General features: G+C 63.6%; 12 protein-coding genes. 7 read left to right on the top strand and 5 right to left on the bottom strand.

Features of this window, described 5'->3' with window-relative positions; genetic code table 11:
* Window positions 1–28: 28 nt before the first annotated feature.
* Window positions 29–454, bottom strand: coding sequence for a GlcG/HbpS family heme-binding protein (locus ACX3OZ_RS11550; RefSeq protein ID WP_459095815.1), 426 nt, complete (start codon window positions 452–454; stop codon window positions 29–31).
* Between the two features lie 20 nt (window positions 455–474).
* On the bottom strand, window positions 475–2,640 hold the full coding sequence (locus ACX3OZ_RS11545) for a malate synthase G (RefSeq protein ID WP_459104541.1): 2,166 nt from the start codon (window positions 2,638–2,640) through the stop codon (window positions 475–477).
* Between the two features lie 152 nt (window positions 2,641–2,792).
* On the opposite strand from ACX3OZ_RS11545, the gene ACX3OZ_RS11540 reads away from it, so the two are divergent.
* Together ACX3OZ_RS11540 and ACX3OZ_RS11535 are read left to right on the top strand one after the other, a co-directional pair.
* Complete coding sequence (locus ACX3OZ_RS11540) at window positions 2,793–3,611, top strand: IclR family transcriptional regulator (protein ID WP_459095817.1); 819 nt, start codon at window positions 2,793–2,795, stop codon at window positions 3,609–3,611.
* Window positions 3,612–3,874: 263 nt separating this feature from the next.
* Window positions 3,875–5,326, top strand: coding sequence for an aspartate ammonia-lyase (locus ACX3OZ_RS11535; protein WP_459095818.1), 1,452 nt, complete (start codon window positions 3,875–3,877; stop codon window positions 5,324–5,326).
* Window positions 5,327–5,381: 55 nt separating this feature from the next.
* Here ACX3OZ_RS11535 and ACX3OZ_RS11530 read toward each other — a convergent pair whose 3' ends face one another.
* Genes ACX3OZ_RS11530 through ACX3OZ_RS11520 form a run of 3 tightly spaced genes read right to left on the bottom strand, consistent with a single transcriptional unit; the run spans window position 5,382 to window position 7,914 of the window.
* Complete coding sequence (locus ACX3OZ_RS11530) at window positions 5,382–6,557, bottom strand: acetyl-CoA C-acetyltransferase (protein WP_459104540.1); 1,176 nt, start codon at window positions 6,555–6,557, stop codon at window positions 5,382–5,384.
* Window positions 6,554–7,201, bottom strand: a complete 648-nt coding sequence (locus ACX3OZ_RS11525; RefSeq protein ID WP_459095820.1) for a 3-oxoacid CoA-transferase subunit B — start codon at window positions 7,199–7,201, stop codon at window positions 6,554–6,556. The genes ACX3OZ_RS11530 and ACX3OZ_RS11525 overlap by 4 nt, the downstream gene beginning before the upstream one ends.
* The gene (locus ACX3OZ_RS11520; RefSeq protein WP_459095821.1) at window positions 7,201–7,914 is read right to left on the bottom strand and encodes a CoA transferase subunit A; all 714 of its coding nucleotides are present in this window, start codon (window positions 7,912–7,914) and stop codon (window positions 7,201–7,203) included. Before ACX3OZ_RS11520 ends, ACX3OZ_RS11525 begins: the two co-directional genes overlap by 1 nt.
* Window positions 7,915–7,989: 75 nt before the next feature.
* Here ACX3OZ_RS11520 and ACX3OZ_RS11515 point away from each other — a divergent pair, with 75 nt between their 5' ends.
* The 5 genes from ACX3OZ_RS11515 (at window position 7,990) to ACX3OZ_RS11495 (ending at window position 12,746) form a co-directional block, all read left to right on the top strand.
* On the top strand, window positions 7,990–8,571 hold the full coding sequence (locus ACX3OZ_RS11515; RefSeq protein ID WP_459095822.1) for a helix-turn-helix transcriptional regulator: 582 nt from the start codon (window positions 7,990–7,992) through the stop codon (window positions 8,569–8,571).
* A gap of 132 nt (window positions 8,572–8,703) precedes the next feature.
* Window positions 8,704–10,296: a cytochrome c oxidase subunit I gene (gene ctaD, locus ACX3OZ_RS11510; protein WP_459095823.1), complete on the top strand. Its 1,593-nt coding sequence runs from the start codon at window positions 8,704–8,706 to the stop codon at window positions 10,294–10,296.
* Window positions 10,297–10,322: 26 nt separating this feature from the next.
* Window positions 10,323–10,946, top strand: a complete 624-nt coding sequence (locus ACX3OZ_RS11505) for a Tim44/TimA family putative adaptor protein (protein WP_459095824.1) — start codon at window positions 10,323–10,325, stop codon at window positions 10,944–10,946.
* A gap of 1 nt (window position 10,947) precedes the next feature.
* The gene (locus tag ACX3OZ_RS11500; RefSeq protein ID WP_459095825.1) at window positions 10,948–11,310 is read left to right on the top strand and encodes a DUF488 domain-containing protein; all 363 of its coding nucleotides are present in this window, start codon (window positions 10,948–10,950) and stop codon (window positions 11,308–11,310) included.
* Entirely contained in the window at window positions 11,307–12,746 is a 1,440-nt protein-coding gene (locus ACX3OZ_RS11495) for an NAD(P)H-dependent flavin oxidoreductase (RefSeq protein WP_459095826.1), read from the top strand. The genes ACX3OZ_RS11500 and ACX3OZ_RS11495 overlap by 4 nt, the downstream gene beginning before the upstream one ends.
* The last annotated feature ends 85 nt before the right edge of the window (window positions 12,747–12,831 follow it).

The raw sequence follows: 12,831 nt of genomic DNA, 5'->3' as shown, positions 1-12,831 counted from the left end.
CTCGTTGCGCCGCCGTCAGCGTTCTGGGTTAGGTCCTGGTTGCCAGGAAATGATCTATGCCGGCCTGGGCGACATCCTGGTCCTGCGCCGGGGTTCCCGAGCTGACGCCGATGCCGCCGACGACCTGTCCATCCACGGATACGGGCAGGCCACCACCCACCACCATCAGCCGCCCGCCAATGGCGCTGTTGATGCCATAGGCCGGGCTGCCAGGCTGGCTGGAAGCACCATATTCGTGTGTCGCGCGCTTGGCCGCAGAGGCCGTGTAGGACTTGTCGATGGCAATAGTAGAACTGGTAATTTTGCCGCCGTCCATCCTCTCGAAAGCAATGAGATTGCCACTTTCGTCGGTGATGGCGATGCACATGGGAACGCCGATGGCGTCAGCGCGGGCGCGCGCGCCCTCCAGCAAAAGTCCGGCGTCGGCGAGGTCGAGGCGGGTAATCGTCAACATATTGTTTCTCCTGATAGAATTTAAGTGGCCTTGGCCTGGCGGCGACGGCGATGCAGCACCGGTTCGGTGTAGCCATTGGGCTGTTTTGCGCCCTCAAGCACCAGTTCCAGCGCGGCCTGGAAAGCGACGTTATCCGCAAAACCCGGCGCCATGGACCGATAGTTTGAATCGGCCTGGTTCTGGCTGTCCACTACCAGCGCCATGCGCTGCATCGACTCGGTTACCTGGGCCTCGGTGACGAGGCCGTGCTGCAGCCAATTGGCGATGTGCTGGGACGAAATCCGCAACGTGGCCCGGTCTTCCATCAGCGCCACATCGTTGATGTCCAGCACCTTGGAGCAGCCAATGCCCTGATCGATCCAGCGCACCACATAGCCGAGAATGCTCTGGCAATTATTGTCCAGCTCCAGCCGCACCGCATCGTCGGACAGATTGCGGCCGTCGAGCAGAGGCGGGGTGAGGATCGCATCGAGCGAGGCAGTTGGGCGGGCGGCAATGACCTGCCGGACCTGCGCGACATTGACCTGATGATAATGGGTGGCGTGCAGCACCGCAGCGGTGGGCGAGGGGACCCAGGCGGTGTTGGCGCCGGATTTGACATGGCCCAGCTTGGCGGTGAGCATTTCACCCATATCGTCGGGTTTGGCCCACATGCCCTTGCCGATTTGGGCGTGGCCGTCGAGGCCGGCCTTCAGCCCCTGGTCGACATTGTTGTTTTCATAGGCGCCGAGCCAGATCGCATCCTTGATCTCGCCCTTGGGCAGCACCGGCCCGGCCAGCTTGCTGGTGTGGATTTCGTCGCCGGTGCGATCGAGAAAACCGGTATTGATGAACACCAGCCGCTGGCGCACCGCCCGGATGCATTCCTTGAGGTTGACGCTGGTGCGGCGCTCTTCGTCCATGACGCCCACTTTGAGCGTGTTGCGCGCCAGCCCGAGAATGTCCTCGACGCGGTCGAACAGCGTATTGGTGAGCGCCACTTCCTTGGGGCCATGCATCTTCGGCTTGACGATATAGACGCTGCCGGTCCGGCTATTGCGCAGCCCGGTTTGCTTGGCCAGATCGTGCATCGCAGCCAGCGAGGTCACCATGGCGTCAAGAAAACCCTCGGGCGTCTCGTTGCCATCAGCATCGAGCACGGCATCGGTGGTCATCAGATGCCCGACATTGCGCACCAGCATCAGGCTGCGGCCGGTCAGCGAGATTTCGCTGCCATCAGGGGCGGTATAGTGCCGGTCGGCGGCCAGTGTGCGGGTATGGTCCTTGCCGCCCTTGGTAAAGGTCTCGGCGAGGTCGCCCCGCATCAGGCCCAACCAGTTGCGATAAACCGCGACCTTGTCCGCGGCATCGACCGCGGCAACCGAGTCTTCGCAGTCCTGAATGGTGGTCAGCGCCGATTCCACGACGACGTCGCTGACGCCGGCGGCGCTTTGCTGGCCCACCGGGCTCGTCTTATCGAGGTGAATTTCGAGATGCAGGCCATTGTTCTTGAACAGCAGCACCTGCTTGTCGCCCGCCGCCGAGGAACCGACAAACTGGCTCGGATCAGCGAGGCCGGACGCCGCGCCATCCTTGAGGGCAATCTGCAAGCCATTCGACCCGGATGCATAGCTGGCGACGTCGGCGTGGCTACCCTGGGCGAGCGGGATGGCTTGATCCAGAAACGCCATTGCCCAGGCGACGACGGCCGCGCCGCGCTGCGCGTTATACTGCTTGCCGGGGGCCAGTTCGCCGCTGACATCAATCGCGTCAGTGCCATAGAGCGCGTCGTAGAGGCTACCCCAACGGGCATTGGCCGCATTGAGGGCAAAGCGGGCATTCATCACCGGCACCACGAGCTGGGGACCGGCCAGCGTGGCGATTTCGGGATCGACACCGGTGGTCTCGATTTTGAAGTCATCGCCTTCGGGAACAAGGTAGCCGATGTCGTGCAGGAAGGCCTTGTAGTCTTCCAGCGCGAAAACCTGTCCGCGCCGCGCCTGATGCCAGGTGTCGATCTGCGCCTGGAGCTGGGCGCGCTCGGCCAGCACCGCCGTATTGACCGGCCCCAGGTCAGCCAGCAGGTCGGCATAGCCCTGCCAGAAAACATCCTGGCTGACGCCGGTCCCGGGCAGCGCTTCCACTTCCACAAACGCAGCGAGTTCGCTCGCGATCTGCAGGCCGTGCTTTGGAACATAGCTAGTCATGGAAATCTCCGCATTATTACCTGCTGACGGACCTAGGATGTTCCGGTGGCGCGAGCGACCGGGCAGCCAATAAATTTCACCATGCGGAAAAGTCTTGCGCTCAAGCGTCCGACGGGCTGACGGCGATGGCCCCAGGCTGGTAGAAACGCCGGATGACAGACACAGCATCACCTAAGCCAAAGGGGCCAGTCCGTTCGAGCGGCGTTCAATCCGTCGAGCGCGCCATGTCGCTGCTGGAAGTGCTCGGCGAGGACGAGGAAGGCTATCGCCTGACCGATCTGGCGCATCGGACCGGGCTGTCGCCATCGACCGTGCATCGCCTGCTCACCAGCCTCGAGAAGCGCAAATTCGTGCAGTTCGACCAGTCCGACGGCATGTGGCATGTCGGCCGGATGGCGTTTTCCGTCGGTTCGGCCTTTGTGCGCCAGCGCAATTTTGTGGCGCCGGCCTTGCCGTTCCTGCGGCGGCTGCGCGACCAGACCCGCGAGACCGCCAATCTCGGCGTGGTGGACGAGGGCGAGCTGGTGGTGCTGACGCAGATCGAAAGCCGCGAGATCATGCGCGCGATCACGCGGGTGGGCGGCCGGGCGCCGATGATCACCTCGGGCATGGGCAAGGCCATCCTCGCGACCTACAGCCCGGCGGATGTCTCGGCCATCGTCAGCAGCCAGGGCATGCGCAAATCGACCGCCAACTCGATCACGCGGGCCTCGGATTTGCGCACTGAACTCACCACCATCCGGCAGCAGGGCTATTCGGTGGACGATCAGGAATTCGTCACCGGGCTCCGCTGCATCGCCGCCGTGGTTTATAACCATCAGGGCGAGGCGCTGTGCGCGATTTCCGTGTCGGGCCTGGCGCAGCGGCTGACCACGGACCGCATCCCGGCCATCGGGCAATTGCTGGCCGATACCGCGCGGGAAATGACCCTGGCGCTGGGGGGCAGGCTGCCGGGGCACAATGAGCCGTGACGCGCTGATTTTCACATGGCGGCAAAGTGGCGAACTCTGATTGCCGGCCCGAGAGCCTGCCGGTCCGAGCACGCGTCTTAAGACTTGAACGCGGCCATGGGCTTGGTAAACGATCCGATCTATGGTCTGATAATCGGGCTATGGACCAGTAATTTCGACCAGGTCCTTACCCTGCCGCTCCTCAGACTGGCGCCGGCGAGCCGCGTGATCCTGCTTCGGATGCGCGGCTCTTTTGCAATTTCTCCAACCTGTGACTTACGCCAATGATGCAACATTCCTCGATCCCTCCCCCTGTCCGCCGCGAATATGATTCCCTCGGGCCGGTGGATGTTCCCCTTGATGCCTATTACGGCGCGCAGACCGCACGGGCGCTCGCCAATTTCCAAATTTCCGGCATGACCATCGGTCACTACCCGGCGCTGATCCGCTCGCTGGCGATGATCAAGCTGGCCGCCGCGCGGGCCAATAAGCGGCTCGGCGATCTGAGCGACGAAAAATGCGAGGTCATCGTCCGGGCCTGTCAGGATGTCATCGATGGCGGGCTGGCCGACCAGTTCACGCTCGATGCCATTCAGGGCGGCGCCGGCACCTCGACCAACATGAACATGAACGAGGTCATCGCCAACCGCGCCCTCGAATATCTGGGCAAGGCCAAGGGCGAGTACGCCCATCTGCATCCCAACAACGATGTGAACCTCTCCCAGTCCACCAATGACGTCTATCCGACGGCCATAAGGCTGGCGATCCGCTTCAGCTATCTGGACCTGTCCAAGTCGCTGACGCGTCTGGCGCGGGCCTTCGAGGCCAAGGCCGGGGAATTCCGCGATGTGGTGAAGCTGGGGCGCACCCAGTTGCAGGACGCCGTGCCGATGACCCTGGGCCAGGAATTCATGGCTTTCGCCGATACGCTTGACGCAGATGTGGCGCGGCTCGACGCGACCGCCGCGTTGATGCTCGAGGTCAATCTGGGCGGCACCGCCATCGGCACCGGCATCACCGCCGACCCGGCCTATGCCGGCATCGTGGTCGAAGAGCTGGGCCGCGTCACCGGCCTGCCCGTCATTGCGGCGGCCAACCTGATCGAAGCCAGCTGGGACACCGGCGGGTTCGTGCTGTTCTCGGGCATGCTTAAAAGCATCGCCGTGAAACTGTCCAAAATTTCCAACGATTTGCGCCTGCTGTCCAGCGGCCCGCGCGGTGGGATTGGCGAGATCAATCTGCCGCCAATGCAGCCGGGTTCGTCGATCATGCCCGGCAAGGTCAATCCGGTGATCCCCGAGGTGGTCAGCCAGGTGGCATTCCAGGTGATCGGCGCCGATGTGGCTGTCACCATGGCCGCAGAGGCCGGCCAGCTTCAGCTCAATGCCATGGAGCCGGTGATCGCGTTCAACATCCTGCAGTCGTTGAGCCTGCTGACCAATGCCGTCGATACGCTGACCGACAAATGCGTGGTCGGTATCACCGCCAATGTCGAGCAGTGCCAGCGCCATCTGGAAGCCGGGGCGGCGCTGGCCACCGCGCTGACCTCGCTGATCGGCTATGAGCGCTCCGCCGAGCTGGCCCACCAGATCCTGGCAACCGGCAAGACGATGCGGCAGCTGCTCGAAGAGGACCAGCTGATCTCCGATGAACTGATCGAGCAGGCCCTCGATATCCAGGCCCTGACGCGTCCGTCGCGCATCCGCGCCAAGGCGCGTGTCGCCGTTCCGGGCTAATTGATTACCGGCTCGCCGGCCGCCAAGGCGGTCGGCGAGCCAACTATGCGCAGCGCTAGAGGCGCTCGACGCAGAGCGCCACGCCCATGCCGCCGCCGATGCACAAAGTGGCAATGCCGCGACGATTATTGCCGCGTTGCAGCTCATGCAGCAGGGTCACCAGAATACGCGCGCCCGAGGCGCCGATGGGGTGGCCGATGGCGATGGCGCCGCCATTGACGTTGACCTTGTCACTATCCCAGCCCATTGCGGCGTTGACGGCGCAGGCCTGTGCCGCAAAGGCCTCATTGGCCTCAATCACGTCGAGATCGGCAATGGTCCAGCCGGCCTTGGCCAGCGCCTTCTGCGACGCCGGGATCGGCCCGGTGCCCATCACGTCCGGGCTGACACCCGCCGTGGCCCAGGAGGCGATTCGCGCCAGCGGCTGCAAGCCGCGTCGCGCGGCTTCATCCGCATGCATCAGCACCAGCGCCGCCGCGCCATCATTGAGGCCCGAGGCATTGCCAGCCGTCACCGATCCTTCGCGGTCAAAGGCAGGGCGCAGCTTGGCCAGGCCCTCGGCGCTGGTATCGGCGCGAATATATTCGTCCTGATCGACAATCACCTCGCCCTTGCGGGTCTTGACCGTAACCGGGGTGATCTCGGCGCTGAACCGGCCGGCGGCTTGCGCGGCGGCCGCCTTCTGCTGGGAGGCGAGCGCAAAAGCGTCCTGCTGGTCGCGGCTGATGGTAAACTGGCGGGCGACGTTTTCCGCCGTGATCCCCATGTGATAGCCGCCGAAAGCATCCATCAGTCCGTCCACCACCATGGTATCGACCAGACTGATCGGCCCCATCTTCGTGCCGGCGCGCAAGGCCTGGCAGTGCGGCGACAGCGACATCGATTCCTGACCACCGGCCACGACGATGCGGGCATCGCCGGTCAAAATCTGCTGCATGCCCAGCGCCACGGCACGCAGGCCCGAGCCGCAGACCTGATTGATGCCGAAGGCGGTGGCCGAAGCCGGCATGCCGGCCAGCATGGCGGCCTGACGCGCCGGGTTTTGCCCGGCGCCGGCAGGGAGAACCTGACCGAGAATGGCCTCGTCAATTTCACCAGCCTCGACCTTGGCGCGGGCGAGGGCCGCCGTGATGGCCGCAGCGCCCAGCTCGTGGGCCGGTACGGTGCCCAGACTACCGAGAAAGCTGCCGACCGGGGTGCGAGCGGCGCTGACAATGACAATGTCGCTCATGATTTCAGCCCGATCACAAAACTGGCCTCGGTCTTGGCCGTGATTTCATCGACGGACACGCCATCCGCCAGCTCGATCAGGGTCATGTTCGCTTCGCCGCGCCGGGTCAGGGTGAACACGCCCAGATCGGTGATCACCACATCGGCGACGCGCTTGCCAGTGAGGGGCAGGGTGCAGGCCTTGAGCAGCTTGGGCTCGCCCTTGGCCTCATGCTCCATCACCACCACCACGCGCTTGACGCCGGCCACCAGATCCATGGCGCCGCCCATGCCCTTGACCATCTTGCCGGGGATCATCCAATTGGCCAGATCGCCATTCTCGGCCACCTGCATGGCGCCCAGAATCGACAGGTCGATATGGCCACCCCGGATCATGCCAAAGCTGTCGGCGCTGGAAAAATAGCTGGTCAGCGGCAGTTCGGTGATGGTCTGCTTGCCGGCATTGATCAGGTCAGCGTCTTCGTCACCTTCATAGGGGAAGGGGCCCATGCCCAGCATGCCGTTTTCGCTTTGCAGCCGCACATCCATCCCGGCGGGGATGTAGTTGGCCACCAGCGTCGGGATGCCGATGCCGAGATTGACGTAAAAGCCGTCTTCGAGTTCCTGAGCGGCGCGGGCCGCCATTTGATCGCGGGTCCAGGCCATCAGACGATCTCCCCTTCGCGCTGGCGCAGTGTGCGCTGTTCGATATGTTTGGTGGCGTTCGGCACATGCACGAGGCGCGACACGAAAATGCCGGGCGTATGGACGCTATCGGGCTCGATCTCGCCGCTGGGCACCAGATGCTCCACCTCGGCAATGGTGAGCTTGCCGGCGGTGGCCATCATCGGATTGAAGTTCCGCGCGGTCTTGCGATAGACCAGATTGCCTTCGTGATCGCCCTTCCAGGCATGGACCAGCGACACATCGGCCACGAGGCCAGTTTCCATCACATAGTCTTCGCCGTCGAAGCTGCGCACTTCCTTGCCTTCGGCAATCAGCGTGCCGACGCCGGTCTTGGTGTAAAAGGCCGGGATGCCCGCCCCACCGGCGCGAATGCGCTCGGCCAGCGTGCCCTGCGGGTTGAATTCCAGCTCAAGCTCGCCCGACAGATATTGCTGGGCGAACAGCTTGTTCTCGCCGACATAGGACGAGATCATCTTGCGGATCTGCTTGGTCGCCAGCAACTGGCCGAGGCCAATGCCGTCGACGCCGGCATTGTTGGAAATCACCGTCAGCTCTTTGGCGCCGGAGAGTTTGACCGCGTCGATCAGTGTCTCGGGAATGCCGCATAGGCCAAAGCCGCCCGACATGACCACCATGCCGTCGCGTAATTGGCCAGCCAACGCTTCGGCCGCACTCGCAAAGATTTTGCGCATCCCTTGCCTCCTCAAGACATAATGGCCAGAGGCTAGTTCTTGCGCAGGGGAGGGAGTTAGTCGTATTTATACGACATGCCCCTTGCCCCCTTATCCTTCGCGCTCGCCGATATTCCGGTGCCAATGGTGTTCGCCACGCACCGCATCATTCGCGACTGCAATGAGGAATTCGCCAGACAGTTCGGCTATGTAAGGGCCGAGCTGATCGACACCAGTTTCGTCCGGCTCTATCCGGCGCTGGCCGATTTCGTTCGCACCGGCGAGAGCTGGCGGGTGCATCTGCCGGGCGGCTCGGTCTATTACGACGAGCGCATCATGGCGCGGGCCGATGGGCAGCGTTTCTGGTGCCGGGTCAATGGCCGCTCGCAGGAGCGCACTGATCCGTTTGCGGCAGCCCTCTATTGCTTTGAAGCCTTCAGCCGGCCGCTGGGCGACCCGACGATGACCCTGACCGGGCGGCAGCGGCAGATTTTGACGCTGGTAGCGCAGGGCAAAACCAACGCCGCTATCGCCGTCGAACTGGGACTGTCCAAACGCACCATCGAGGCGCATCGCCTGCGCCTCGCGCGCTCTGCCGGTGTCAGTAATACGGCGCAGCTCGTGGCCTGGTTCCTGTCGGTGGAGGGATTGGACGATCGCATATCAGTGCAAAAATAATCATATGAACGGCCAATAATATTCGTTGGTCTGATCTTGAATTCGCCCATAGGGTGGTGGTGAGCATCGAGACGCTCACTCCTCCTTGATCTGGAACCCAGCGCCTCCTGCGGATTTTTGCCGGAGGACCAGATGGATATCGCCGCCCCAATCGCCGCTCCCAATCGGAGCCTGTTCAGGCGCTGGGTGCTGTCGACCAATCACAAGGATATCGGCACCCTCTATCTGGTGTTCTCGATCCTGGCCGGGGTGCTCGGCACCGGCCTGTCATTCGCCATTCGCCTCGAATTGCAGCAACCGGGGCTGCAAATGTTCCACAATACCGATCTCTACAACGCTGTGGTCTCGGCCCATGGGCTGGTGATGATCTTCTTCGTGCTGATGCCGGCGCTGATCGGCGGCTTCGGCAACTGGTTCGTGCCGCTGCTGATCGGCGCACCGGATATGGCGTTTCCGCGCCTGAACAACGTGTCGTTCTGGCTGCTGGTCGCCTCCTTCATCCTGTTCCTGATTTCGCTGTTTGTCGAAGGTCCGTCGGGCTCCAATGGCCATAGCGGTGGCTGGACCCTCTATCCGCCGCTCTCGACCTCGGGGCAGCCGGGGCCGGCGGTGGATTTCGTCATCCTGTCGATCCATCTGGCCGGCGTGTCGTCGATTCTGGGCGCCATCAATCTGATCACCACCATCTTCAACATGCGCGCGCCGGGCATGACTTTGCACAAGATGCCACTGTTTGGCTGGGCCATGCTGGTGACCGCCTTCATGCTGCTGCTGTCACTGCCGGTCCTGGCTGGCGCCATTACCATGGTGCTGACCGACCGCAATTTCGGCACCACCTTCTTCTTCCCGCAGGGCGGGGGCGATCCGGTGCTGTATCAGCATCTGTTCTGGTTCTTCGGCCACCCCGAAGTTTACATCATGATCGTGCCGGCCTTCGGCATTGTCAGCCATGTGGTCTCGACCTTTTCGCAGAAGCCGATCTTTGGCTATCTGGCCATGGTTTACGCCATGGTGGCGATCGGCTTTATCGGCTTTCTGGTGTGGGCCCACCACATGTTCACCACCGGCCTGTCGCTGAATGTGCAGGCCTTCTTCATGACTGCGTCGATGGTCATCGCCGTGCCGACCGGCATCAAGGTGTTCTCCTGGCTCGCCACCATGTGGGGCGGCTCGATCACGTTTCGCGTGCCGATGCTGTGGGCCATCGGCTTCATCCTGCTATTCACCATTGGCGGCGTTACCGGCGTCCTGCTGGCCAGCGCCGGGCTCGATCACACCCTGCACGACACCTATTATGTCATCGCCCATTTCCACTATGTGCTGTCGCTGGGCTCGGCCTTCGCCATCTTTGCCGGCTTCTACTACTGGTTCCCCAAAATGAGCGGCTATCTCTACAATGAGACGTTGGGGCGGATTCACTTCGGGCTGATGTTTGTCGGGGTCAATATCGTGTTCTTCCCCCAGCATTTCCTCGGCCTCGCCGGCATGCCGCGCCGCTATGTCGATTACCCCGATGCCTTCGCCTTATGGAACCTGGTGTCGTCCATCGGCGCTTATCTCTCGACGGCGGGTTTTCTGGTGTTCCTCGTCACCGTCGCCGAAGCCTTCATGGCCAGGCGGCCGGCCCCCGACAATCCGTGGGGCGTCGGCGCTACCACGCTGGAATGGACCCTGTCGTCACCACCGCCGGAGCACCAGTTCAGCACCCTGCCGCAGATCGCCTGAGCGGCGCATGATTGAAGGAGTTTGTTATGAATGAGCTCGGCCTTCTTGATTATCTGCTGATTGCCTTTTCCCTCGCCTTCTCCTGGCGGATGTATCATTCGGCCCAGCCACCGCCGGCCGAGGTCGATAACCCGGCCTTCCAGCCCCTGGCCGCCTCGGGCAATGCGGCACAGGCCGCGCCTGGCCTGCCCAAATCCTCGCTCGACGAAACCCTGCGGCGGATCGCGACCGCCTGCCACTATGCCAGCATCGACACCTTCATCACCGGCGCCAAGAGCGTCTATGAGACGGTGATCGCAGCCTTTGCCGCCGGCGATATCGAGGCCTGCAGCTATCTGCTGGCCGAGCCGGTGCGCGACAGCTTTGCCCAGGCCATTGCCGAGCGCCTGGCGCGTGGCGAAACGGCCGAGCTAGTGTTCATTGGGTTTAAGGAGGCGCGCATTGCCGATGCCGGCCTGGATCAGGAGCGCGCCTGGATCGCCATCCGCTTCGTCGCCGAGCTGGTCTCAGTCACCCGCAACAGCGATGGCAGGGTGATCGCGGGCAGTCCCGGCCTGGTGGCGACCACCTCGGAAGTCTGGACCTTCGAACGCGAGCTGAAAGCACCCGGCCCAGACTGGCTGCTGGTGATGACGGATGCGGATGCCTGAGATGGGCGCCCATTACGCCATCAAGCGCATCTACGAGCCGGCCGCGTCCGAGGACGGGGTGCGCGTGCTGGTCGACCGGCTGTGGCCGCGCGGCGTGAGCAAGGACGAGGCCAAAATTGATCATTGGCTCAAGGACGTGGCCCCCAGTTCAGAGCTGCGCACCTGGTTCGGCCATGAGCCAGTGCGTTGGGACGAGTTCCGCCGCCGCTATCGCGCCGAACTGCACGACAATAACGCCGCCCTCGATGAACTGCGCCAACTCACCGGCAAGGTCACCCTGCTATATGGCGCGCATGACGAGGCGCATAATCAGGCGGTGGTGCTGCTCGAACTGCTGCAATCACCAAGGAAAGGCGCGTCATGAAGCTGCCGCATAGCCCCGTCTGCGACTTGCTGGGGAGCCGCATTCCCATCGTGCTGGCCGGCATGGGCGGGGTAGCCCGCTCCGAATTGGTGGCGGCGGTCACCGAGGCCGGCGGCTTCGGCTTTCTCGGCATGGTGCGCGAGCCGCCCGAACTGATCGAGCGCGAGGTGGTGCAATTGCGCCGGCGCGGCCACCAGCGCTTCGGCGTCAATATCATTCCCGCCGCTACCGATCCGGCGCTGCTGGACCAGCAGGTGGCGACCTGCATAAGGCTGGCCGTGCCGGTGGTTTGCACCTTTTGGGATCTCGATACGCAGGTGACGGCGCGGCTGCGCGATGCGGGCATTTTGGTGGTGCATCAGGTGGGCTCGGTCGATGAAGCCATCGAAGCGGAACGCGCCGGGGTGCAAATCATCATCGCGCAAGGGCGTGAGGCGGGCGGCCATGTGCGCGGCGTGCGGCCGCTGCGCGATCTGCTGCCCGAGGTTGTGGGCGCGGTCAACATCCCGGTGCTGGCGGCCGGCGGGCTGGGCGGTGGCGGCGATCTGGTGACCGCCATGGCGCTGGGCGCCGCTGGCATCGTGTTGGGCACGGCATTGATGGCCACCGAGGAATCCTTTGCCCATGCCTATCACAAGCAGCGCCTGCTGGCGGCCAAGGCCGACGACACGGTGCTCACCAGCAGTTTTCACATCAATTGGCCGATCAATGCCCCGGTGCGGGTGCTCAAAAGCGCGGTGACTGCTGGCGCGCGCGGCGATCCGCAGCTGCCGCGCCAGATCATTATCGGCGAGGAGGAGGGCCGGCCGATCTATCTGTTCAGCACGGATTCGCCCTTGCGCTCGATGAGCGGTGATTTTGAATCCATGGCACTCTATGCCGGCACCGGCGTTGGCCGTATCGGTGAAATTGTCCCGGCCGCCGAGCGACTGTCCAGCATTCTGACCGCCGCTGTAGCTCTGCTACCCGATGAGCCCCAAGTGGTGGAGATCATCGAATCCAGCTCGCCGGTCTGCTATGCCGGCGAAATCTCAGGCGCCTATATGGGCCAGCTGAGCCCGGAGGAACTGACCAGCGAACTATGGCAATTGGCCGCCCAACTCCATGCCGCCCTCCGCGCCACCCTGGCGCAATATGTCGATCCCGCCGCCCCGAGCCAGCCGCCTTTTGCCGACGCTGCAGCCGAACTGGCCGGCTGGACGCTAGCCGTGCAGCAATGGGCCAAACGGGCAGGGGATACGCCCGACCGTCATCCGCCCTCCAACGCCGGTGAGCCTGCGCTGCTATCGGGCCTGATCGCCCTGATCCCCCAGATTGCCGAGGCCGATATCCGGGCGCGATTGATCGCGCTGCGCGGCCTCCTTGAGGGGCGGCAGCCGGGCGCTCCGGTTGCGAGCCCCAATGCGATCCCCCTCCCCCTTGAGGGGAGGGGTTAGGGGTGGGGGTGTCGTGGCCTCCACACACACCGGGCCAGCGGGGATCACGACACCCCCACCCCCGCCCTCCCCTCAAGGGGGAGGG

This window comes from Devosia sp. A369 (assembly GCF_054489345.1).
Note: the sequence above shows the minus strand (reverse complement) of the source record. Positions and strands in the feature narration are given on the sequence as shown.

Coding starts and splice junctions, on each gene's coding strand:
- ACX3OZ_RS11525 (WP_459095820.1), bottom strand. CDS start 7,201: ATGGCCTGGACCCGCGATCAAATGGCGGCCCGCGCCGCTCAGGAACTC.
- ACX3OZ_RS11495 (WP_459095826.1), top strand. CDS start 11,307: ATGAAGCTGCCGCATAGCCCCGTCTGCGACTTGCTGGGGAGCCGCATT.
- ACX3OZ_RS11535 (WP_459095818.1), top strand. CDS start 3,875: ATGATGCAACATTCCTCGATCCCTCCCCCTGTCCGCCGCGAATATGAT.
- ACX3OZ_RS11505 (WP_459095824.1), top strand. CDS start 10,323: ATGAATGAGCTCGGCCTTCTTGATTATCTGCTGATTGCCTTTTCCCTC.
- ACX3OZ_RS11550 (WP_459095815.1), bottom strand. CDS start 454: ATGTTGACGATTACCCGCCTCGACCTCGCCGACGCCGGACTTTTGCTG.
- ctaD (WP_459095823.1), top strand. CDS start 8,704: ATGGATATCGCCGCCCCAATCGCCGCTCCCAATCGGAGCCTGTTCAGG.
- ACX3OZ_RS11520 (WP_459095821.1), bottom strand. CDS start 7,914: ATGCGCAAAATCTTTGCGAGTGCGGCCGAAGCGTTGGCTGGCCAATTA.
- ACX3OZ_RS11515 (WP_459095822.1), top strand. CDS start 7,990: ATGCCCCTTGCCCCCTTATCCTTCGCGCTCGCCGATATTCCGGTGCCA.
- ACX3OZ_RS11545 (WP_459104541.1), bottom strand. CDS start 2,640: ATGACTAGCTATGTTCCAAAGCACGGCCTGCAGATCGCGAGCGAACTC.
- ACX3OZ_RS11540 (WP_459095817.1), top strand. CDS start 2,793: ATGACAGACACAGCATCACCTAAGCCAAAGGGGCCAGTCCGTTCGAGC.
- ACX3OZ_RS11500 (WP_459095825.1), top strand. CDS start 10,948: ATGGGCGCCCATTACGCCATCAAGCGCATCTACGAGCCGGCCGCGTCC.
- ACX3OZ_RS11530 (WP_459104540.1), bottom strand. CDS start 6,557: ATGAGCGACATTGTCATTGTCAGCGCCGCTCGCACCCCGGTCGGCAGC.